The sequence below is a fragment of the Providencia lanzhouensis genome (genome assembly GCF_050469745.1).
Classification (GTDB): domain Bacteria; phylum Pseudomonadota; class Gammaproteobacteria; order Enterobacterales; family Enterobacteriaceae; genus Providencia; species Providencia lanzhouensis.
The window spans coordinates 3,752,066-3,775,461 of record NZ_CP174123.1; the positions used below are offsets into that span (position 1 = coordinate 3,752,066).

General features: G+C 40.3%; 17 protein-coding genes, 1 tRNA gene and 1 pseudogene. 11 read left to right on the forward strand and 8 right to left on the reverse strand.

The window, feature by feature from the left end; genetic code table 11:
* The first annotated feature begins 116 nt into the window (after positions 1 to 116).
* The 6 genes from hdeA (at position 117) to ACIH2S_RS17520 (ending at position 8,416) form a co-directional block, all read left to right on the forward strand.
* On the forward strand, positions 117 to 479 hold the full coding sequence (hdeA, locus tag ACIH2S_RS17495; RefSeq protein ID WP_430247805.1) for an acid-activated periplasmic chaperone HdeA: 363 nt from the start codon (positions 117 to 119) through the stop codon (positions 477 to 479).
* A gap of 365 nt (positions 480 to 844) precedes the next feature.
* On the forward strand, positions 845 to 2,497 hold the full coding sequence (locus tag ACIH2S_RS17500; protein WP_430247806.1) for a dynamin family protein: 1,653 nt from the start codon (positions 845 to 847) through the stop codon (positions 2,495 to 2,497).
* The gene (locus tag ACIH2S_RS17505) at positions 2,494 to 4,062 is read left to right on the forward strand and encodes a dynamin family protein (protein WP_430247808.1); all 1,569 of its coding nucleotides are present in this window, start codon (positions 2,494 to 2,496) and stop codon (positions 4,060 to 4,062) included. The genes ACIH2S_RS17500 and ACIH2S_RS17505 overlap by 4 nt, the downstream gene beginning before the upstream one ends.
* Before the next feature lie 17 nt (positions 4,063 to 4,079).
* On the forward strand, positions 4,080 to 4,646 hold the full coding sequence (locus ACIH2S_RS17510; RefSeq protein ID WP_430247810.1) for a hypothetical protein: 567 nt from the start codon (positions 4,080 to 4,082) through the stop codon (positions 4,644 to 4,646).
* 267 nt (positions 4,647 to 4,913) lie between these two features.
* Positions 4,914 to 6,317 carry a hypothetical protein gene (locus ACIH2S_RS17515; RefSeq protein ID WP_430247812.1) on the forward strand — a complete coding sequence of 468 codons (1,404 nt, stop codon included), beginning with the start codon at positions 4,914 to 4,916 and terminating at the stop codon, positions 6,315 to 6,317.
* Complete coding sequence (locus ACIH2S_RS17520; RefSeq protein ID WP_430247813.1) at positions 6,314 to 8,416, forward strand: dynamin family protein; 2,103 nt, start codon at positions 6,314 to 6,316, stop codon at positions 8,414 to 8,416. Before ACIH2S_RS17515 ends, ACIH2S_RS17520 begins: the two co-directional genes overlap by 4 nt.
* A 350-nt stretch (positions 8,417 to 8,766) precedes the next feature.
* On the opposite strand, the gene ACIH2S_RS17525 is transcribed toward ACIH2S_RS17520, so the two are convergent.
* The 6 genes and pseudogenes from ACIH2S_RS17525 to ACIH2S_RS17550 all read right to left on the reverse strand — a co-directional run bounded on the left by ACIH2S_RS17525 (position 8,767) and on the right by ACIH2S_RS17550 (position 12,950).
* Entirely contained in the window at positions 8,767 to 9,213 is a 447-nt protein-coding gene (locus ACIH2S_RS17525; protein ID WP_430247814.1) for a hypothetical protein, read from the reverse strand.
* A gap of 428 nt (positions 9,214 to 9,641) precedes the next feature.
* On the reverse strand, positions 9,642 to 10,226 hold the full coding sequence (locus tag ACIH2S_RS17530; RefSeq protein ID WP_430247816.1) for an antirestriction protein ArdA: 585 nt from the start codon (positions 10,224 to 10,226) through the stop codon (positions 9,642 to 9,644).
* A 323-nt stretch (positions 10,227 to 10,549) separates the two neighbouring features.
* Entirely contained in the window at positions 10,550 to 10,834 is a 285-nt protein-coding gene (locus tag ACIH2S_RS17535) for a hypothetical protein (protein ID WP_430247817.1), read from the reverse strand.
* Positions 10,835 to 10,953: 119 nt separating this feature from the next.
* Positions 10,954 to 11,202 (reverse strand): annotated as a pseudogene (locus ACIH2S_RS17540) (tyrosine-type recombinase/integrase); the annotation flags it as partial.
* A gap of 81 nt (positions 11,203 to 11,283) precedes the next feature.
* Positions 11,284 to 12,549 carry a tyrosine-type recombinase/integrase gene (locus ACIH2S_RS17545; protein ID WP_004915968.1) on the reverse strand — a complete coding sequence of 422 codons (1,266 nt, stop codon included), beginning with the start codon at positions 12,547 to 12,549 and terminating at the stop codon, positions 11,284 to 11,286.
* A 316-nt stretch (positions 12,550 to 12,865) separates the two neighbouring features.
* Positions 12,866 to 12,950: transfer RNA gene (locus ACIH2S_RS17550), tRNA-Leu, on the reverse strand.
* 419 nt (positions 12,951 to 13,369) lie between these two features.
* Here ACIH2S_RS17550 and ampH point away from each other — a divergent pair.
* A complete protein-coding gene (gene ampH, locus ACIH2S_RS17555; RefSeq protein ID WP_154602992.1) occupies positions 13,370 to 14,596 on the forward strand; it encodes a D-alanyl-D-alanine-carboxypeptidase/endopeptidase AmpH in 1,227 nt (408 codons plus the stop codon).
* Positions 14,597 to 15,145: 549 nt separating this feature from the next.
* Entirely contained in the window at positions 15,146 to 15,355 is a 210-nt protein-coding gene (locus ACIH2S_RS17560) for a hypothetical protein (RefSeq protein WP_430247818.1), read from the forward strand.
* A 92-nt stretch (positions 15,356 to 15,447) separates the two neighbouring features.
* Here the strand turns inward: ACIH2S_RS17560 and lptG are convergent, their stop codons facing one another.
* The gene (gene lptG / locus ACIH2S_RS17565; RefSeq protein WP_108478847.1) at positions 15,448 to 16,524 is read right to left on the reverse strand and encodes an LPS export ABC transporter permease LptG; all 1,077 of its coding nucleotides are present in this window, start codon (positions 16,522 to 16,524) and stop codon (positions 15,448 to 15,450) included.
* Entirely contained in the window at positions 16,524 to 17,621 is a 1,098-nt protein-coding gene (gene lptF / locus ACIH2S_RS17570) for an LPS export ABC transporter permease LptF (RefSeq protein WP_108478846.1), read from the reverse strand. The genes lptG and lptF overlap by 1 nt, the downstream gene beginning before the upstream one ends.
* Before the next feature lie 276 nt (positions 17,622 to 17,897).
* On the opposite strand from lptF, the gene pepA reads away from it, so the two are divergent.
* The 3 genes from pepA to ACIH2S_RS17585 all read left to right on the forward strand — a co-directional run bounded on the left by pepA (position 17,898) and on the right by ACIH2S_RS17585 (position 23,295).
* Complete coding sequence (pepA, locus tag ACIH2S_RS17575; protein ID WP_036949149.1) at positions 17,898 to 19,409, forward strand: leucyl aminopeptidase; 1,512 nt, start codon at positions 17,898 to 17,900, stop codon at positions 19,407 to 19,409.
* A 527-nt stretch (positions 19,410 to 19,936) separates the two neighbouring features.
* Complete coding sequence (locus ACIH2S_RS17580) at positions 19,937 to 20,386, forward strand: DNA polymerase III subunit chi (protein WP_036949276.1); 450 nt, start codon at positions 19,937 to 19,939, stop codon at positions 20,384 to 20,386.
* Positions 20,387 to 20,424: 38 nt separating this feature from the next.
* Positions 20,425 to 23,295 carry a valine--tRNA ligase gene (locus ACIH2S_RS17585; RefSeq protein ID WP_196712511.1) on the forward strand — a complete coding sequence of 957 codons (2,871 nt, stop codon included), beginning with the start codon at positions 20,425 to 20,427 and terminating at the stop codon, positions 23,293 to 23,295.
* The last annotated feature ends 101 nt before the right edge of the window (positions 23,296 to 23,396 follow it).

Genomic DNA, 23,396 nt, shown 5'->3' on the forward strand with positions numbered 1-23,396 from the left:
TTATGAATAAGAGCCTATCTCAATAGGGATTAATTACCGCATAAAAAATATATTATTACTGTAACCAAAACCTTATACAGCCTGACTTTTAAGCATTGATATAGCTGGGTAAGTTCATGAATTTACCTCCTATTGAGATAGGCTCTAAAGCTCTATTTGCCGGTATTATTACAATGTCTTTAATGGCAACTTCCGCTTTCGCAACAACGGACACTAAACCTGTAACGGACACTAAACCTGTAACGGACACTAAACCTGTATCGCAATGGAAGTGTGAAGACTTTTTGGTCATCGATGACAACTTTTATCCAACCGCCATTGGTGCAGCAGAGATTGTGACACAAAAAGGAAAAGTAGAAGACCCCACTTTAAATATTAGTGGTATCGAAACGGTAACTCCCTTGATTGTCGATGCGTGTAAAAAAGCCCCTAAAGAGTCATTTATTCAAAAAGTCGAAGAATATTTGAAAAAATGGTGAGGTAAAAAGCGCTGGGGTAATCAGACAGTAAAAATAAATAATTAGATGATATAAGTGAATTATTTTTCAAGGATTGAGCTTTGTTTTAGGCTTAATCCTTTTATTTTATAGCAGTAAGAGCCAATAAGGGCAAAAAACGATTAAAAGCCTGTGTGAATGAATACACTGAACCGCGAACACGCTTATGGTCTTTTGAAGTCAAAAAAGAATTAATACAAGCAACAATTGCAGATAAAAATAGCTAAAATATCGAAATTATTATCACTGTTTTTTTATAAACGAAATTACCACAGATAAGAAATAGTAAAGTAAGAACAAGAAGTTAGTGTTACGATCTAAAACGCAATAATTATTTTGGTAAGAATATGGAATTCAAACAATTAGTTGATGACTTTATCCCTGAACTAACGAGGTTATCGAAGAAATATGATTTTACTGATGAACTCAATGATGCAGTAAAAACACATAATGAATTTAAGCTTAGATTTCCATTTATCGGTTCATTCAGTACAGGCAAATCGACGCTGATTAATACTTTTTTAGATGACAAATTGCTCGGAGTACAAGTGACACCTGAGACTTGTCTACCCACAGAGATAAGATATGCAGAACATGAAAGTATCAATTTATGCAACAGTGACGGAGTTGTATCAATTATTTCAAGAGAACAGCTGAAGGAACAAGACTTTCCTTTATCTGATAGTAATCGTGATTATTGGGTTGAAATAACTCTACCGAATGAAAGTTTGAAACCGTATCCTGAGTTGACACTGGTGGACATGCCAGGTTGGGAATCTGGTATTCAGGCACATAGTCAGGCAATAGATAATTATATTTCACGTAGTGGAACTTATTGCATTGTTGTCAGTGCAGAGGATGGCACACTGAAACAAAGTATGAAACAAGTGTTACAAGAATTAAAATTATTCAGAAAGCCTATTTCACTCGTGATATCAAAATGTGACAAGCGGCTTCCAGAAGAAATTGACGCAATAGTCTCATCAGTAAAAATTGGAGTGGAAAATATATCTGGTCAGCCTCCTATAGTAACGATTGCCACTAGTGCAAGAAAAAAACAAGTGTCGGGTTTCGAACAGATGCTTCAGAAAGTGATTGAACAATCAGATATCATATATTACCAATCAGTTGGATATAAAATGACAGATATAATAGAGCGTATTCAGCGTAGAATTACTACACAAATGAATAATGATAATCTGACAATTGAACAGATCCGTAATGCTTGTGCACAAATACCACTAGAGTTAGCTCAGATTCAGCAACAACTTTCTACTATAAAACAACAGATTGATGACACAATTCCATCCTGCCTTAATAGTGCAAAAAACAACCTTGAAGTATTACTTCGCAACCAATTATCCAGTCTAACAGATGCACTAAGATTTAATGGTGATATGAATGGCATAATAGGAAATACACTGAGAGAAGCGTTTATTACTGTTATGGAACAAGAGTTTAAACCTACTGTTGCCAGAAAAATGAATACACTGCAAGACTGTGGCGAGTTTGTACCATCCAATATAGATATCACTCACGGATTTAAACAAAGTGATAGTCTCAGTGATTTAATTTCTGTTACATCCATTGTCACCTTCGTCGTTTCTAAACTCATTACACTGATCCCTCAGCTAAAAATAATCGGTCATGCTCTCACGGCGATAGCTACACTGTTCACCTCTAGTGTAAAAGAAAAAATAAAGAATGCAGAACAACAGGAAGAAGCTCAAAACTATGTTATCAAAACACTCATTCCTCAAATTATCAGCCGTGCTGAACCTGAGTTTCGTAAATGTTTTTACGATATGTCAGAGGAAATAAAAGCAGAACTTGATAAAGAAACACAACAAAAAGCTGAAGATAAAAAACAATCACTACAAATACTTGAGAAATCATTATTAGAAGAACAACAGGCTGATGATGCCAAACGAGAAGAATTCGCTCGTGATAATACAACATTGTCCTTATTTAAAGAGAATATTGCGAGAGTTGTGCAATGATATCAATTGATTTAACTGAGGAACAAATAGCTGAACGCTATAAATTGTTTTGTGCAGCAAGCGACTTACAAAGTCAGCAGCCAGAACCACTGAAAGAAGCGTTGTATCAACTTAATAAACTGATACAAAATGACTTAATAGAATTATCACGAAGTAATCCACCAAGTGATATTACTCGTATTTTAGCATCATTGAATGAAGAACTACACCGATTTGGTCTTTTTTGTGAATTTCCTCATCTTGCAACAAAATCAGTCGTAGGCTTCGGCGGAGGATTCAGTGCAGGAAAATCCAGTCTGATCAACCGACTTATTGATAGAAAATACCTCGCTGTTCAGGTTGATCCAACAACATCGATGCCCGCATATGTATTGCACGATAAAGAGGAAAAAATACAAGCAATCAATCTTCATGATAATTTGATTGAATTAACAAGTACTCAACTAAGCTCTTTAACTCATGAAGAAAAATACCTGTATGGTAGCCAGATTGGTAGTTTATTACAGGCAGCGTACATTTCACTTCCTGATTTCCCATGGCATAACTTGGCATTTCTCGATACTCCAGGTTATTCCAAACCTGATGACGATGGTTGCAATGAAAAAACGGATGCCGATAGAGCTGAACTACAGCTTAAAAGTGCCAATTATATTATCTGGGCTGTATCACTTGAGCATGGCACGATCCCTGAAGCTGATATTCAATTTCTTGCTAAACTAAATGATATTCCGAAATGTATTGTTATTACACATGCTGATAAACGGCTCCCTGACGATGTAGTTGCGATCGAGGCCTTAATCCGTCAGACATTGCAGGAACGAGGTATCTCTTTTACGACAATAATTCCATTTTCCCGAAAGAAGAAGAGTGAGTTTTCACTACAACCGTTATTAACACAGTTTGATGAATGGAATAAAAAACCCAGAGCAGTTCAATTTGCTCAAAACTTCAAACGATTATTTATCGATTACAGAACACACTTTAATAAACGTCGCTCAGAAGAAGCGAAACGACTCAATATTCTGAATAAAGTGGTAGCATTAATTGATGATGAAAATACAAGCAAAGAAGCCGAAATTCTCAGACGTCATGCTCAAGGTGAACTCACTAAAATTGAATCATCAAGTAAAGATCTTAGTGAATTAGAAGAAGCATTTTTTACATTACTAAAAAAAATTGGCGATGAGGTCAACATTGAATTACCTGAGCCTCATGATCTAGATTTACTTGATTTAAGGCCTATTAATCTTTCAACACTACTGGAAAATTACTGCAAAGAATATCAAATCAATAATGTGACATATGACTATTTTGCAGATTTACCTCCAATAACTCCAAATAAAACTAAATTACAATCATTATTAAGGTGGAAAAAGCAGTCAGTTATTGAATGGAGCGATGATTTCACGGCCTGCCCTGAACAAAAGAAAGCATTATTGCGCCAAGTGGAAAAAATAAAGTATGTTTGGGAAATAGATGCTATTCCTGATCCCAATATCCTTCGTAAGCTATTACGTAAAAAACAGTATAACGAAAATATTACTCATCTTATCGATCAACTATGATATCAAAAGGTATTGGAATGAAAAATTTACAAATGTGGATAGATACATTTAGTGAAATACATGAAGAAAAACAATTACCGTTTAATACACACTTCGCAAAAAAACAATTGTCTGAAGATGAGTGCCAAATATATACTATTTTTCATGCGGCAGTATTATTAGCTGACGGTGTGATTACTGATGAACAGCGACGACTTTATAAATTTTGGCTACCTTCAATAAGTGATAATACATCGCTCAGCGAGCTTCTTCAAAGCGCATCAAACTTTTCACCAGAAGACTTAAAAATAGCAATTAATATTATCGAGAAAGATAATTTATTTATTCATTTCATTCTTGATACCTTAGTTTTTTGCTATATATCTGGAGAGATTAATCATGCTCAAAAAGAAATAATCAATGAGATTATTAACATATTAAATATCGATAAAAAAGATTTCAATAATATTATAAAAGCAACTCAATCTGTACTTGGCATTAGCAATGAAGAAAAAGTATTTATTGAAAAAAACAGTATTATTAACTCTCTATCTCAATCTTCATGGACTGAATTTTCAGTAGGAAATATTTTTTTTAAAAGATGAAGCTTTAATAACAATACAAATAAGAACGAAAAATTCTTCCGATCTTTTCTTATGGCCTATAAATAGGTCTTCTGAATTTAAGTTAATCGTAAATAGAGGTAATATTATTCATTCAGGTGAAGTGATAGCCATAAATAAGAATAATAAGAATGATAAGATTTCATCTACTTTCAGTGGTTATATTACAGCGATTACTCTAAATGATCTCTACAGCGAGATACAGTTTAAATATCACCCAATTATTATTTAGCAAAAGGTTTATTTATAATGTCTAACTACAAAACTTGGATTAATTCTTTAGATAACCTGATTGAAAAACGCCAACCTGCGTTTAGAATTCATGTGCTAGCAGATAAATTAAATTCATCTGAAAAAGAAAGTTACCTGAAATTTCATGCTGCATTTCTATTACTAAACGGTAGTATAAGTGCTGAGCAAAAAAGACTTTATGAATTTTGGTTGCCTTCATTAAACCAAGAACAGGCAATTAGCGATATTTTAGAACAAGCATTACATTACAGTGAAGAAGATATTTCAGTATTCATTAATTTGATAGAACAGCATAAAATACTGGATATTTTTTTATTGGATATTCTAGTCTTTTCTCAGCTATCAGGAAAATTATCAGCCGAGCAAAAATCGATATTAAATAGAATATTAAACGTGCTGAATGCAGAACAAGAGTTGGTTGATGATGTTATATCTTTTAGCCGAATGATACTTGAAAATAATCTGATTGATAAAAATAACAAATCAGAAACCATATTAAATCTACTTCTTAATAATGTTTGGCATGAGTTTTATCTTAATGATATTACAGAAGATAACCTTCATAAAATAGAAGGGGGATTTTGGAGATTAAGTGAATCCATTGAAGTAAAAAATAATGATATCACTTGGAATAATACGCTGATTGTTTATGGTGATAACTGTAATCTCAATATCAGCAACAGTAATTTTCATATATCAGGCTCAATATTATTAAACCCCATAAATAAATTATTACACTGTGAACTAAAAATTGATGATTGCTATATACATGGTGAATATAGAAAAGAAAATACCATTACTGTATATGAATCTATAAATACACAGTCCATTAATATAAAAAATACCGCTTTTTTAACAATGAACGCAAGAACATTTTATTTTGATGAAGGAAAGACTACTGGCTTAATAGAGGAATGCTCATTTAAACAATGTGGCCATCCGGAGTTGCTTGGTGGTGCTGTAAATTATCAATCAGGTATTATTTTTAAATCTAGCTTATTTAAAAATTGCACTGCTAAGTTGGGTGGTGCAATTTTCGCTAAAAAACCATTACATAAATCTTTCGATAAAGTCTATTTTCAAAATTGTCACTCAGTCTATAAAAAAGCATGGAATGAGCCTGGAGGGATCTATATAACTTACTCAGAGAGAGGTGTTTTTTCAGAATGTTCGTTCGATACACCTGTTTCCGTTTATGCTCTACCTAACTGTCAGGATTATGATTCAAATTCTGGTCTTATGATAAATTCATCTGTTAATACAACTGTTTATTATAATTGCAGTCAATGGGGCACATCAGTACTCAATGATGAATCGGTCAAGCAAAGTGGCTGGACTAGTCGTAGTCAAAAAGCTAAATATGCAGAAATATCAAATTGGGAAGGATGCCAAAATTTATGATGAAATTTAACAAATCAATTCAAGATTTTAATACCGCTCATAGTGCACTGATAGATGCCATAAACACACTCACTGCCAAACAAAAGCGTTTGCAACAGGAGCAACAACTACTGAGTATCGGTATTATGGGGCAGGTTAAAGCAGGGAAAAGTAGTTTTCTTAACGCTTTGCTTTTCGGCGGAAAACCAATACTCCCAGAAGCTGCTACGCCCAAAACAGCAAACCTGACAAAAATTAGCTATGGTAAAAAATATACACTGACCGTCGAGTACTATTCTGAAGAAGAATGGAACGAACTATGTCGACAAGCTAATAGCCCAGATCAGTCCGTCAGTGCAATTGTTGCAAGAGAGCTTGTCGCTATGTCTGAACGCCTCAGAAAAGATGAAATAATCCGTTGTTTGGCACAAGAAAGGGACACTTTTGAAAGTATCGACCTCAATGGATTACAAGGTTTGCTAAACGCTTACACTGGCAATGACGGCAATTATACTGCTTTGGTAAAAAGCACTGGGATTACATTACCTGATACTGCTCTAAAGGGATTTGAAGTCGTAGATACCCCAGGTATGAATGATCCTGTTCAAAGCCGTACTCAGCAAACTCGTGAGTACATGTCTAACTGTGATGTAGTTTTTTTCCTATCACGGTGTAGTCAGTTCCTCGATAAATCAGACTATGATTTGCTCAGTAATCAGTTACCCAATAAGGGGGTCAAACGCCTAGTGCTCGTTGGCGGACAATATGATTCTGCTATTTTAGATGATGGTGCAGATCGTGGCTCTCTCATCGAAACAGAGCAAAACTTGATCAAACGGCTAACTCGTCAGGCAATAACAAAAGGTAGTGAGATTACAGCAATAAAATGTGGACCAGAATCACAACAAAAGTTGATTGAAAGTAGCTTCTCAAAACCCATCTTTGCAAGCACATTTGCCTATGGCTTTGCACAATGGCCACAAGCTAATTGGTCAAAAACGATGTTGCATGTACACCAACAGTTACAGGAATTGGCTGAAGATGAATGGGATTATGCCTTTACGCAGGAAGATTGGTTACGTATTGCCAATTTTTCAGTATTAAAGCAAACTTATGAACAGGCAAAAACGGATAGAAATTCACTCCTTGAAGAGCAATATAAAAGTATGTTACCTGATGGTTATCGTGCAATTATCAGCGCCCTTGAAGTGCTACAATTGAATATTAACGAACGGATCAAAATTATTCAGTCAAATGATATTACTGACATCAAAAATACAGAAACATCCTATTTACAAAGAACAACTGCCATCAGCGTAGTCCTCCGTGAGACACTGAATAAAACACGGGAATCAGCTCGTAAAGATGCACAAGCATTGCTAACACAACTTCAGCAGGATCAGCTTAATTTTTCAAAACTAACATCACGAACGGGCAGTCGTTTAGAATCATACAGTTATGAAATTAGTACTTCTCGTTGGTATAACCCTTTCTCATGGGGAAGCTCAGAAACTGTTCACAGCACACGGAGCGTAGCATATCATTATGTCAACGCCAGTGATGCAATTGAACAACTGAATCAATATGCAGCAGATTGTTCTATGCAAATCGAATCTGCATTCAGCCGATTAATCTCACCCACCATAATTAAACAAGAACTTCGTCAAACATTGCTCAGCGAGCTTGATACAAAGAGCAGTGATTTCAATCCATTGTTATTCCGCTCTATGATTGAAGACTTTATAGAAAAATTAACACTGCCATTATTTTCTATAGATCTTGGAAACATTACTAAACTGATCGTTGGAGAATTTTCGGGTGAAATTACACAGAAGGATAAAATCAGTGAATTGCAAAACCAATTAATATCAGGTTTGCAACTTATTTTTGTTCGGATTCGTAGTGAATTTAAAAAACAATTTGATGAAATAATGAATAAGTTAATTGAGGCAGGTAAATCATTGGAGACTGAGTTAACAAAAGACATTAATGAGCAATTAGATGCTTTAAAATTACAGATAGAGCGTAAGACGAATACAATTTCTGACTACACTGAATTATCGTCAGAAGTAGAGAAATACAAAGTTGAATACATTAAAAAATTAGAGATGTTAGTTTAAATATATAGTTACAAAAACCATCCTACTTTCTATATAAGTGCCTTTTTAGATCATCCTATAAATTAATCTAAAGAAGGCACTTTAATGAAAAAACATTATCAAAACCATCACTTCTACACAGTTAAAAGAATTATATTATTATGATAAATTATTCATTAACCTTGAAAACTCACTCATGCATATATGTATATTTTTCACCCGTTCTTCGGCGGTGCTATTGTAATCATTCGGGTGTACCTTATCAGTGAGTATATATAACTCAACATGTTCCAAATTTTTTGTCACTTTATCTTTTATTTCAATAAAATTACTTCCATTATTTAATTTTGTCGAAACTACTACATGATATTTTAAATTATCAGAAAAAAACCATTCTTTTTTTCTTTAGTTATCCCATCATTGAAAGTGAAACTCGTTCCTTTTAACTTATCTATTTTTTTATTCCACGTATCACAAAATGAAAAAACATCATTTCTAGACCATCCAAAATCAAGCTTTAAGTCTACGATATCGCGACTTATTTTATCATTCATAATTAATATGTCTGGGAAAAATCGTATATTTGCTGCTGATGAAAACAATTGCTGGTCTACGAAATATTGATTACTATCAGGTAAATTTTTTGATAAATAATCAGCAAATAGATCTTCAAAAATACCCGAGACAGAATGACTACGCCCACGAAACACTCTCTTGTTTTCAACATATGTTTCTCTTGAGTTTTGATAGGCATATATCAAATTCTCTATAATGTCTTCTGGTGACTCATTTTTATTTTTTAATTTATTTATTAGCATTTCTATTCTCAAACTAGTTTTATCATTACAGTTACTCCCAACATATACTGAAGTTATCAGCTATCTAATCATAATACTAAGTGGATAGTAAAACTTAGCATTGAATGCGCAATTTACCTTAGGAAAACTTAGGATCTAGGTATTAGAAAAACGTTAGGATTTGTTAGGATTTAATGTCTATATTTGTCGCTATCAGCCTCTATTTACAACCTTTCTAACGTGTCCGAAAACTTATTGCTAGCGCGCCTGAAAATCATTAAAAAAAGGATACTATAATAGCCATCTTCACGGATATCCGTAAAGATGGCTTAAAATAGAGTTTAGTTTGATTAACGTTCTAGCTTATGGATATCATTGGGGTACCACAGCATTCTTTATTTCCCGCCTTAAGAGATGAAAGCGGTTTGACTCTCATGTTGTTGTCCTATCTACTCACCCGTATGATAAACATATCCTCCACTGTGAAAAATGCCGCCTTGTTCAAGACAAACATCACGTCCATAGCGTTCATAGTCAAAGTAATGGGATAAATGACCCAGTTGGGCTAAATCATAACAACCACTTTCTTCTATCCAGTAATAACCTAAATCATATTCATTATTGACCCCCGCTAATTGCTGGAAAGAATCTAAATTATCCGCTAAATGAATTAAATCATGAATTGAACTCGCTGAAGAACCGATTTCAATTGCCGCCTGATAAAGGTCAATTTCATCAGGCGATAACATGGCTAATCGCGAGGCTAACTCGTTCAACTCATCTAAAAGGCTATATTCTGAAATGTAAGAAGAAAGGCCATCAATTGAAGATTCATAGTCCGTCAAGAAATACTCTTCATACTGAATACCATCAATGCCAATCCGCATTAAACAGTGTTCGATCTCTTTTAAGGTTGCAGGAAGCTCAAGCCACTCACCAACCAGTTCACCTTCGTTATATTTACCTAAATTCGTAATAAAAACAGAAATCATCCCCGATTTTAGGCATGGGGAAGCCGTCGCTGTTATGCGCATATTCGTGTCCTATTATTGATGTATTGAGTTTAATTAATGGCGATATTTTGATAAAGGGAGCTATTTCCCTTTAGAAGATGATATTGATATAAAAAGCCAATCAGCTGAAAAACAGACAACTCGCTTTAAAATGATTAATGACGTTTTAGAGCAGGATAATGAGTTGCCTTACAATCCCGATAAGATGTTATGCTTTCTATCATGATCTCAATTTGCGTGGGTTAAAACGAAAAAAGCCCCTGTCCAATAAACTAGGGTCAGTTCAGACTCACAGACTCCTAAGAGATGAAACCCCATCAGGGGTTTCCGTTAACTTATGGCTATCAATCAAACGTGTATTCACACTCGATACATTCATAACGATCAAATACCACGCCATCTAAAGCTGAACCACTCACAGCCCCAGCAGTAGCTCCAGCTACTAAACGTCCAAATAGAGCGCCTACCGCAGCACCAGCAATCGTCCCTATAATAGGAACAGCAGAGCCGATAGACGCTCCAGCTAGTGCGCCTGATACGCCACCAGCAACAGCTCCTGTCTTTTTCCCGATATGACGTTCACGAATACGGGTTGAATCGCAGGCCGGGCAACGAATGTAATTTTCCATGATAATTTCCTTTTAGGTTGATTAAAAAGCAAAAAAGCCCCTGTCCGTGAGGACAGAGGCTTTCAGTGATAAAGCTTTTTTATTGAATGAAATGTATTACGATAAATCGTGGTTAGTTATCATGCGTTTTGACGATGAAAATTCCCATGAACAATATTGCCACCATTTCGCAATGAATCGATATAGTCGGCATACCACTGCATCATTTCACGTCTCCCTGCCAAATATTGCGCCATGGTTATAGGTTCCACGTATCGCATTTTTATTGCTATGCGCCAGCTGTGTTTCAATCCAAGCGCTGTTAAAACCTTTCTCACGATAATCCTCATCTCGTGGCGGAGACCGTGTCCTGTTAGCCTTCCTTCATACCTAAGCAATTAAATCGCTTTCTTGACTAACCAGCTTTTGATGAGTATCTAGCAAGGTATGCAAAACTGTATCTGCAAGCCTCACACTATCTCATTGCCTAATTTAGCAAAACTAAACGGCGAAATTTCCCTTTCCCTATTCGCATCCAGATAATCAGCCCACCATTGCACCATCAGTCGTCTTTCCTCAATATGCTCAGCCTTATGAATATAAGCAGCTCTTACTGAATTGCGTTCTTGGTGGCTCATTTGCCTTTCTACTGCATCCTTCGACCATAGCCCTGACTCAATCAACGAGCTACAAGCCATCGTTCTGAAACCATGTCCACAGACTTCCGTCTTAGTGTCATAGCCCATCACACGTAACGCGTTGTTAACTGTGTTTTCACTCATTGGTTTTCTAGGATTGTGATCGCCGATAAAGATCAGTTCGTGGTTGCCACTGAATTGATAGATCTGTTTTAAGATCTCAATGGCTTGTCGGCTTAAAGGGACTAAGTGAGGAGTACGCATTTTTGATCCACGATGAGAGTGCTTAACCCCTTCTATCGCTTCGCGTTCAGCAGGGATCGTCCACATGGCATTATCAAAATCGATTTCATCCCAGCGAGCAAAGCGCAATTCACTGGAACGAATAAAAACTAACAAGGTAAGTTTGACAGCAAGTTTAGTTAAAGGTCTTCCCTTATAATCATCGATACGTTGTAAGAACTCGGGTAGACGTTTAAGCTCTAAAGCGGCTCTGTGGACTCGTTTACCTGTCGCAACTGCACCCGCCATGTCTTGCGCTGGGTTATAGTCGATTAAACCGCTTTGTACGGCATAACGCATTATGGCTGTCACACGTTGTTGTAAACGTGCTGCAACCTCAAGACGTCCAGACATCTCTACGGCTTTAATCGGTTCAAGGAGATCACGAGTGTTTAGTTCGGCAATATTGCGTTTACCAATAGCAGCAAAGATATTGTCCTCAAGGCTTTTAAGGACTCGATGGCTATGCCCTTCTGACCACTTTTTATTGGTCGCGTGCCAATCACGAGCTACCTTCTCAAAGGTGTTAAATTCCTTTTGCTGTTCTTCCTTTAATTCTTTCTTGAGCTCGCGAGGATCGATACCTAAAGCGACTTGCTTTCTGGCAGCATCCCTTCTTTCTCTTGCATCCGCTAAAGAAATTTCAGGGTATACACCAAAAGCCATCAAGTGTTGTTTACCGCCAAAGCGAAAACGGAAACGCCAATATTTAGAACCATTGGGGTGAATATAAAGAAACAAGCCATCACTGTCTGTCAGTGTATAAGCTTTATCTTCAGGTTTAGCTGCACGAACTTTTGTATCGGTTAATGCCATATTCTTTATCCTCTTCACCCCAGAGTGAGTATATAAACGAGATATCTCAGATTACAGTCGATGATTTCGAGTTACATAAACAACTAAGTATCTACGCCAAAGGCTGCGCCTGCATTGCTTTAGCATTGGTAATTCAAGATATAATGAGTATACAAACATTATCGAAGCGAAGATATACTCAGTTATATACTCACTCGGAGGTTGATGTGGGTTGAGTTAAGTTGACATACATTGACTGAAAACGCGGGGGAAGCCTTGCAAATACTGGATTTTAGATACAAAAAAAGACGTCAGTTGACGTCTCTTGATGTTCTTATGGTGCCGAAGGCCGGACTCGAACCGGCACACCCGAAGGCGGTTGATTTTGAATCAACTGCGTCTACCAATTCCGCCACTCCGGCACGAAGTGATGTGTTTCTTGGAAAACGGTGCCATTATACTTGCCTTATGCTGACTGGCAACATTTATCTTGAACAATCAGGTTGTTCGATTAAAAAAAAAGCACCTGAAAAAATCTTTCCATAAAAAGCGCAATATCCCCTGTTATGTTCAACAACATTTGAATATCTATGCTAATTTTCCTAAGAGTATTTTCATTGTCTTAACCCTTCGGTGACTGGCGACAAAGCATAATTTTTGTTAGTTTATCCGCACTCTTATGTAAAATTATAAAGGCATATTTTATGGGCTTTGTTGGATGGATAGCCACTGGTCTGGTTATTGGCATCTTAATTGGTGTCGTCATGAAAATTTTCTCAAAGAAAAAATAAATATTGGCTGAAAAGTCTTTTATAAACAATCATATCGGCTGGCTTCAAACATGAAGAAAACGTTTCTTAAAATTTTGTCGGTATCCGCACTGTCTGCGGCATTGATGGCCTGTTCCTCAACGACAGAAAAAACCGCGCAAAGCTCACCAAGTGGCATGCTTGCAGGTAACTCCGAGTGGCAAATATTCGAAGGCGATAGAAGAACTTACGAGCGTGTCACCAAAATCGTCGATATGTATGCCAATCGAATTTATAACGAAAGCGATGCCCGAGGCATGGCGATTATCGTCATTGATAACAACCAAACTCTCGCTCGCTATTATGGTGAAACCGCACCGGGTAATGGACAAAAACCGGGACCTAACTCCCTGATCCGCATCGCTTCTGTTAGCAAATTAATGACCAGCGAAATCTTAATTAAGCTGGAGCAAGATAAAAAATTAGCGATCACCGACCCGCTACAGCAATACAGCTACAACGGTGTTACCGTGCCTGATAACAACAGCGGGCAACCTATCCGACTGTATCATTTAGCGAGCCATACCAGTGGCTTGCCTCGTGAACAACCGGGTGGAAAATGGGGTCGCCCTGTCTTTATTTGGCCAACTCAAGAGAACCGTTGGACATGGCTGAAAACCGGTAAACTCGATTTTACACCGGGTACTGAAGCCGCTTATTCCAACCTCGCCTATGATTTACTCGCTGATGCGATGGTCAAAGCGACGGGGCAGTCATACCCGCAATTGTTCAGCAAATACGTGACATCTCCGGCGAAAATGACGGATACCACCTACACCCCAAGCAAAGGTCAGTGCGCCCGTTTAATGGAAGGCACCAAGCCAAGCCCTTGCCATAACACCCTTGCAGCAGCAGGAAGCGGTGGTGTGTATTCTACTCCGGCAGATATGCAAAAGTGGATGCAGCAATTTTTATCCACGGATAATAACCTGCGTAAAGCAACCGCAGCCCGCGAACAAGGTATTTTCTTCCCGCGTGAAAAGCTGTTAGATGCCAAAGGGATGGACGTGGCAGGTTATGCTGATGGACTGGGTCTTGGCTGGGTGTATATGAAGCCTAAAAACGGTATTCCGGGGATCTACCAGAAAACCGGCGGCGGCGGCGGATTTAATACCTATATGGCGATGATCCCACAGCAAAATATTGCAGTATTCGTGGTGATGACTCGTAAAGATGGTAGTAAGTTCAGTAAGTTGACCGCAGGTGTGAATGATATGGTTGCTTCATTATCATCTAACCATGCGTATGGGAAAAATTGAAAGGGTACCGCCGACGCGATTAATGCACTGGCGAGTTATGCCCCTACCTTAAAACGCGGATTTGTGCGCGTACTTACGTTTATCGTGACAACTGCCTGAGCCCTTCAGGCAGTTTTTTATTCGTTGTTATTTTTGTTAGACGACTGCTTTTTTTGATAGACGTCTGCTTTTTATGCAATATTTTAGTATGACCTTTCGCTACTCTTAGGCCTTATTACTTATGATTAGCAAAGGAACTAAGATGAAAATTATCCCGCTTTTCGCTCATAACATAGTGCGCCCCAGCTCCGTAAAATCAGGAAGGAACACTATTTCTGAATTAGTACAGCAACTCAGAAATGTACGTAATCATCCAGAAATCTGTCCACAACCTAAAAAAACCAGACTATGTCGAAATAGATTTTTCAAGACTGGTTAATGAAAAAGCGGATAATCCGAACATTGAAGCAACGGCTGAGTATAAAAAGTTACTCACAGATACCATAAACGAAGCAAAGCAATCATTCATTCATTCAAGCAACCAGGCAAGCAACCTGGAAAAATGCTTACATGATTGAAAAATCATACAGTGCCAATGGCGGTGCTTTCTCTTATGCACAACAGATTGCCAACAAGAGTGGAAAAAATGTGATTGGCATTATCGGTGAATATACATCTCAGACGAAACAAAAAAGGATCCAGCAAGTATTATTTAAGCCACAAGGAAAAATTCAATCGATGCTGAGTAATTTCGGTAATTTTATCTTCAGCAGAAAATGAGTGTGTTCTTGAAGTGGAGAGTTGCCATCAGCAATAAAAAAGGCTGTAAAATCATTCGATTCTACAGCCTTTTTCAATTTAAAGGGAATGGGCTATTTTCGTTTAACTAACAAGAAGATACTCACGCCCAAGAACAAGACACTCGGCAGCGCTGCCGCAAGTACTGGCGGAATGGAATAGACCAAACTCCAGTTACCAAAGCCTTGGTTTAAGATGTAAAACAAGAAGCCGCCCACAATCCCTGAAATCACACGCACACCCATTGGAACCGTACGCAGAGGTCCGAAGATAAAGGAAACCGCCATCAACATCATGACTGCCGCAGAAAGTGGCGCTAGGATTTTTTGCCACATACTCAGCTGATAAACCGAAGCAACTTGCCCACTCTCTTTCAAATAGGTGATGTACTGATACAGACCGCGAATCGAAAGCGAATCCGCATTCAGAGAAACGATACCTAATTTCTCTGGGGTTAAATTGGTTTTCCAATCATAAGTTAAACGCTGTGAACCCGTAATTTTTTGCTGGCTACCCAAGATAGATTCTTGAACTTGGGATAACACCCACAGCTTTTTATCCGCATCATAAGTTCCGCGTGCGGCAAACATCACAGACTGTAATTTGCGATGGTCATCGAAGCGATAAACAGAAACATCTTGGATGGTGCTCGCATCTTTAATACGTTGGATATAGATAAAGTCATGGGCATCTTTCGCCCACATGCCTGAATCCGTAACCACCAAAGAGCTACCAACAATTTTTTCTGCACGATAGTTACGCGCCCACTGCTCGCCTGCAGGTGCAATCCACTCCCCCATGACCATCGTAACGATAACCAATGGAATCGCTGTTTTCATCACAGACATCGCAATTTGCAAACGGGTAAAACCCGACGCTTGCATCACCACCAGCTCACTGCGGGAAGCTAACGCGCCTAACCCCAGCAATGCGCCCAATAATGCCGCCATTGGGAAGAAAATATCGATATCTTTGGGAACAGTTAATAAGGTAAAAACCCCTGCGCTCATTGCTGTGTAATCACCGTCACCCACTTTGCGAAGTTGCTCGACAAACTTGATGATCCCTGAAAGCGAAACCAACAAAAACAGCGTCATCAAAATCGAATTGAGGATGGTTCGACCGATATACCTATCTAAAACACCAAACATCAGGCAACCCCTCTGGTCAACTTAGCACGCACTTTGCGCATTGGTACGGTATCCCATAAATTCAGTATCACTGCTAATAGCAAGTAACCGAAGTTAACCGCCCACATCGCATATTTAGGGTCGACATCCCCCTTGTCTGCGCTATTACGTAACGTACTTTGTAATAAGAAGAAAATCAGATACAGCAGCATCGCAGGGATCATACTGAGCACACGCCCTTGACGCGGGTTCACTTCACTCAGAGGAACCACCATCAACGCCATCACGACCACGGAGAACACAATGGTTAGGCGCCAGTGGAATTCAGCATTGACCTCAGGATTGCTCTCATTCCACAGCTGCATCATGGTTTTTTGTTCCACTTTATCCGTACTGACATCTGTGGCTTTATGGTCAACAACGGCTTGGTAATTTACGAAGTCGGTGATGCGGAAATCTCTCAGCATTGCCGTGCCTTCGTAGCGAGTACCTTGGTCTAGCACCACCATCTGGCGACCATATTCGTCTTCTTTCATATAACCGCTATCCGCGACCACAACGGAAGGACGCTGCTCATTGGCTGTACGCAACTGAGCTAAGAAAACATTTTTAAAATCATTGCCTTTGACTTCGCCGATGTACAACACAAAGTTGCCATCTTTGGTGGTTTTAAACTGCCCTTCCACCATCGCCGCTAAACCGGGGTTGGCTTTTGCATCTGCCAAAACTTGTTCTTGATACTGAGATGACCAAGGCAACATCCAAGTAATATTGGCAACGGCGACTAAGGCAGTTAATGCAGCAAGTACCAGCGCCGCTTTCACAAGCACACTTTTACCTAGGCCGCAGGCATGCATCACAGTAATTTCGCTTTCTGTGTACAATTTGCTGTAAGTCATCAATAGCCCAAGGAATAGGCTCAAAGGTAAGATAAGTTGCGCCATCTCCGGCACACCCAATCCTAATAATGGAAGAACTAAATTCGAAGGAATATTCCCCTGAACAGCGGCACCTAAGATGTCGATGGACTTTTGACTAAAAAAGATAAGCAGCAGGACAAAAAGTATCGCCAGCTGGCTTTTCAGGGTTTCCCGAACCAAATATCGAATAATGATCACGCTTATTACGCCTGTGAAAACTTGTCTTTTGGGATGAAAATGGCTAAGTTCGTTCTATGACAGCCATTTACTAAAATATACTCTGGTTTATTGTTTGGCTAGAATGATATAAAAGCATTATCTATACTAAGTGCTATATCGGAATATGCTTAATATAAGCGAAACTAGGTATTTGCTCAATTTAACACAAAGAGTTCATTCTCTATAAGCCAGATCATGCGAAAGGCTAATTTTAACTGGAGCATCGACCTTTGTCTTTAAGATTCAGGAGAACGCATGGAGTTTAGTGTAAAAAGTGGTAGCCCGGAAAAACAACGTAGCGCTTGCATCGTTGTCGGAGTCTTTGAACCACGCCGTCTGTCCCCTATCGCTGAACAGCTGGACAAAATTAGTGACGGATATATCAGCGCCCTGCTGCGCCGCGGTGAGCTTGAAGGTAAAGTAGGTCAATCCTTGCTGCTGCATCATGTGCCTAACGTTCTATCTGAGCGTATTTTACTGATCGGTTGCGGTAAAGAACGTGAACTCGATGAGCGTCAATTTAAACAAATCATTCAGAAAACTATTAGTACTCTGAATGAAACTGGCTCAATGGAAGCCGTTTGTTTCTTGACTGAGTTACATGTAAAAGGTCGCAACAACTACTGGAAAGTTCGCCAAGCCGTTGAGACAGCGAAAGAATCCCTGTATGTCTTCGACCAGCTGAAAAGCAACAAAACTGAACACCGCCGTCCACTGCGTAAACTGGTCTTCAATGTACCAACACGCCGTGAACTGACCAGCGGTGAGCGTGCTATCGCCCACGGTTTAGCTATCGCCTCTGGCGTTAAAGCGGCTAAAGATTTGGGTAACATGCCACCAAATATCTGTAACGCTGGCTATTTAGCATCACAAGCTCGCCAACTGGCAGACATTTCTGACAGCAAACTGACTACTCGCGTGATCGGCGAAGAGCAAATGAAAGAGCTGGGCATGAACGCGTACTTAGCAGTGGGTCAAGGTTCTCAGAACGAATCTCTGATGTCCATCATGGAGTACAAAGGCAACCCAGATCCAGAGTGCAAACCAATTGTACTGGTCGGTAAAGGTTTAACCTTCGACTCAGGCGGTATTTCCATCAAGCCTGCTGATGGTATGGATGAGATGAAATACGACATGTGCGGTGCCGCGACCGTTTACGGTGTCATGCGCTTTATCACTGATCTGCAACTGCCAATTAACGTCGTCGGCGTACTGGCTGGCTGTGAAAACATGCCGGGTGGGCACGCATATCGTCCTGGTGATGTCCTAACCACTATGTCTGGTCAAACTGTCGAAGTGTTAAACACGGATGCGGAAGGTCGTTTAGTCCTGTGTGATACCCTGACTTACGTTGAGCGTTTCGATCCAGAACTGGTTATCGATATCGCCACATTAACAGGCGCATGTGTGATTGCTTTAGGTAGCCACTACACTGGTTTAATGTCCAACCACAACCCACTGGCTCACGAGCTGTTAAATGCTTCAGAGCAAGCTGGCGACCGTGCTTGGCGTTTACCGTTAGCTGACGAATACTATGAGCAAATCAGCTCTAACTTTGCTGATTTAGCGAACACGGGTGGTCGTCCGGGTGGTGCTATTACCGCAGGCTGCTTCTTAGCACGCTTTACAGGTAAATATAACTGGGCGCACTTGGATATCGCAGGTACTGCATGGCGTTCAGGAAAAGCTAAAGGAGCAACCGGTCGTCCGGTTTCTATGTTAGCTCAGTTCTTACTGAACCGCGCTGGCTTAAATGGTGACGAGTAATTTCAATTACGATTAAACATCGCCATTGATTAAGTTGTTATTATAATATCCCGATGAGCAGGTTCTGCGATTCGGGATATTGTTTTTAAGCAACAAGCAGTTAGGTCACACTCGCCACACCATTTTGAGGCTGTGGTAAAAACGAGTATAATTCAGCGCAGATTTAATCTTGCTGAGACCTTGGGAGCATACATAAGTATGTGACCGAGGCGAGAGAGCGCAGCCAACACCCCTACAAATTGAAGTATGACAGTTTACGGTTATACCCTAGATAATTCAGTTTGTAGGTAAGCGGCAAGTGATTGAGACCTTGGGAGCATACATAAGTATGTGACCGAGGCGAAAAAGCGTAGCCAACACCCCTACAAATTGAAGTATGACAATTTACGGTTATACCCTAAATAATTCAGTTTGTAGGTAGGCGGCAAGTGATTGAGACCTTGGGAGCATACATAAGTATGTGACCGAGGCGAAAGAGCGCAGCCAACACCCCTACAAATTGAAGTATGACGGGTACAGACGGGTATATGAAAAAAGGTACATTCTACCAACTCCAACAGCCCTCCCCACAAGCGGAATATGAAGCCCACGAATGGCTCGCTTGTGAACTTGCTGCAGAGGCATGGCGCAACGGAAAACGCGTTCTGATTGCCTGTGAGGATCAGCTGCAAGCTGAAAAAATGGATGAGGCGCTTTGGCAACGGGATCCTCACCAGTTTGTACCTCACAATTTGGCGGGGGAAGGTCCTCGTTATGGTTCGCCGATCGAAATTTGCTGGCCAAATAAACGCGGCAATACACCTCGCGATATCCTGATTAATTTACAAAGCCAATTCGCAGATTTTGCAACGGCTTTCCATGAAGTGATAGACTTCGTGCCTATCGATGAAACTTTAAAACAGTTGGCGCGTGACCGGTATAAAATTTACCGGAGCGTCGGCTTCAATTTGACCATGGCGACGCCGCCAACTTACTGAACACAAAGATAAAAATGGAAAAGAAACCAGACAACGCAATGATCGAGCCATCCCTCGATAAAACTTATAACCCAGCGGAAATCGAACAGTCCCTGTATACCCACTGGGAAAAAAGCGGTTACTTCCGCCCGAACGGTGATACCTCAAAAGACAGTTTCTGCGTCGTGATCCCACCACCGAACGTTACGGGTAGCCTGCATATGGGTCACGCCTTCCAACAAACCATTATGGATACCATGATCCGTTATCAGCGTATGCAAGGGAAAAATACCCTATGGCAGACGGGTACTGACCACGCGGGTATCGCAACTCAAATGGTGGTTGAGCGTAAAATTGCGGCTGAAGAAGGTAAAAACCGCCATGACTACGGTCGTGATGCGTTCATCGACAAAATCTGGGAATGGAAAGCAGAATCTGGCGGCACTATCTCTCAACAAATGCGCCGTTTAGGCGACTCCGTTGACTGGGATCGCGAACGCTTCACCATGGACGAAGGCTTATCTAAAGCCGTTAAAGAAGCTTTCGTTCGTATGTACAAAGAAAACTTAATCTATCGTGGTAAGCGTCTGGTTAACTGGGATCCGAAACTGCACACCGCAATTTCTGACCTGGAAGTTGAAAACCGCGAAGTTAAAGGTTCTATGTGGCACCTGCGTTATCCGCTGGCTGACGGCGCGAAAACCGCTGAAGGGAAAGACTATTTAGTGGTTGCGACCACGCGTCCAGAAACCATGCTGGGTGATACCGGTGTGGCTGTTAACCCTGAAGATCCACGTTATAAAGATTTAATTGGCAAAGAAATTATTCTGCCAATCATTAATCGCCGCATTCCAATCGTGGGTGACGAACACGCCGATATGGAAAAAGGCACCGGCTGCGTGAAAATCACCCCAGCCCATGACTTCAACGACTACGAAGTCGGTAAACGTCACCAACTGACCATGATCAACATGATGGACTTAGATGGTAACGTTCGTCATGAAGCGGAAGTGTTCGACACTAACGGCAACCCATGCACCGATTACAGCAGCGAAATTCCAGAAGCCTACCGTGGCATGGAACGTTTCGCAGCTCGTAAAGCTATCGTCGCTGAATTTGAACAATTAGGTTTACTGGTCGAAGTCAAACCTCACGATTTAACCGTACCTTACGGTGACCGTGGTGGCGTGGTTATCGAGCCAATGCTGACTGACCAATGGTACGTGCGCACCGCGCCTTTAGCGAAAGACGCTATCAAAGCCGTTGAAGATGGTCGTATCCAATTCGTTCCGCGCCAATACGAAAACATGTATTTCTCTTGGATGCGTGATATCCAAGACTGGTGTATTTCTCGTCAATTATGGTGGGGTCACCGTATTCCAGCTTGGTATGACGACAAAGGCAATGTTTACGTGGGTCGTGATGAAGATGAAGTTCGCCGCGAAAACAACTTAGGTGCCGATGTGGCACTGCGTCAAGATGATGACGTATTAGATACGTGGTTCTCTTCTGGTCTGTGGACATTCTCAACCTTAGGCTGGCCAGAAAATACCGATGCGCTGAAAACTTTCCATCCAACGGATGTATTGGTCAGCGGCTTCGATATTATTTTCTTCTGGATTGCCCGTATGATCATGATGACCATGCATTTCATCAAAGATGAAAATGGCGAGCCACAAGTTCCATTTAAAACCGTGTATATGACAGGTCTGATCCGCGATGAAGAAGGTCAGAAAATGTCTAAATCCAAAGGGAACGTTATCGACCCGCTGGATATGATCGACGGTATTTCATTAGAAGCTTTACTGGAAAAACGTACTGGCAACATGATGCAGCCACAACTGGCTGAGAAAATTGCTAAACGTACTCGTAAAGAGTATCCAGACGGTATTGAAGCACACGGTACTGATGCCCTACGCTTTACTTTAGCGGCGCTGGCATCAACGGGTCGCGATATCAACTGGGATATGAAACGTCTGTCCGGTTACCGTAACTTCTGTAATAAATTATGGAATGCGAGCCGCTTTGTGCTGATGAATACCGAAGGTCAAGATTGCGGTCAAAACGGCGGCGAAATGAGCTTCTCATTGGCTGATCGCTGGATCATGGCGCAGTTCAACCAAACCGTGAAAGCGTACCGTGAAGCGTTAGATACTCACCGTTACGATATCGCAGCGGGTATTCTGTATGATTTCACATGGAATGAATTCTGTGACTGGTACTTAGAGCTGTCTAAACCTGCGGTTCATAAAGGTAATGAAGCCCAAGTTCGTGCGGCACGCTTCACCCTGATTGAAGTACTGGAAGGCTTACTGCGTCTGGCTCACCCAATCATTCCATTTATCACCGAAACCATCTGGCAGCGCGTGAAAGTGGTGAAAGGTATTGAAGCTGACACCATCATGCTGCAAGCATTCCCAGAGTTCGATGCGGCGAAAGTAGATGAGCTGGCTCTGAGCGATTTAGAGTGGATTAAAGAAACCATCGTAGCTGTACGTAATATTCGTGCAGAAATGAACATCGCGCCAGGTAAACCATTGGATGTCATGCTGCGTAGCACCTCTGCGGATGTTGCTCGCCGTGTGACTGAGAACGAAAACTTCCTTCGTTCAATGGCGCGTTTAGCAAGCATTCGCGTGCTGGCTGAAGGCGAAGAAGCCCCAGTTTCTGTGACTAAATTAGTGGCAGGCGCTGAAGTGTTGATCCCAATGGCAGGTCTGGTTGATAAAGACGCTGAGCTGGCTCGTTTAGATAAAGAGCTGGAAAAAGTGGTGAAAGAAATTGATACCATCGAAAGCAAGCTGGCAAACGAAGGCTTTGTGAGCCGTGCTCCTGCTGCCGTGGTTGAGAAAGAGCGTGCGCGTTTAGCGGAAAATATCGAAGCGAAAGCGAAGATTGAAGCGCAAAAAGTGACCATCGCCTCTTTATAATCATTAAGCTTTAAATCTCTAGCCCTGACTTGTCATTGATGAGTTAGGGCTTTTTTTTGTTTATGGATTTTTTGTTTATGGGTGTTGAAAAGCGTTATCAC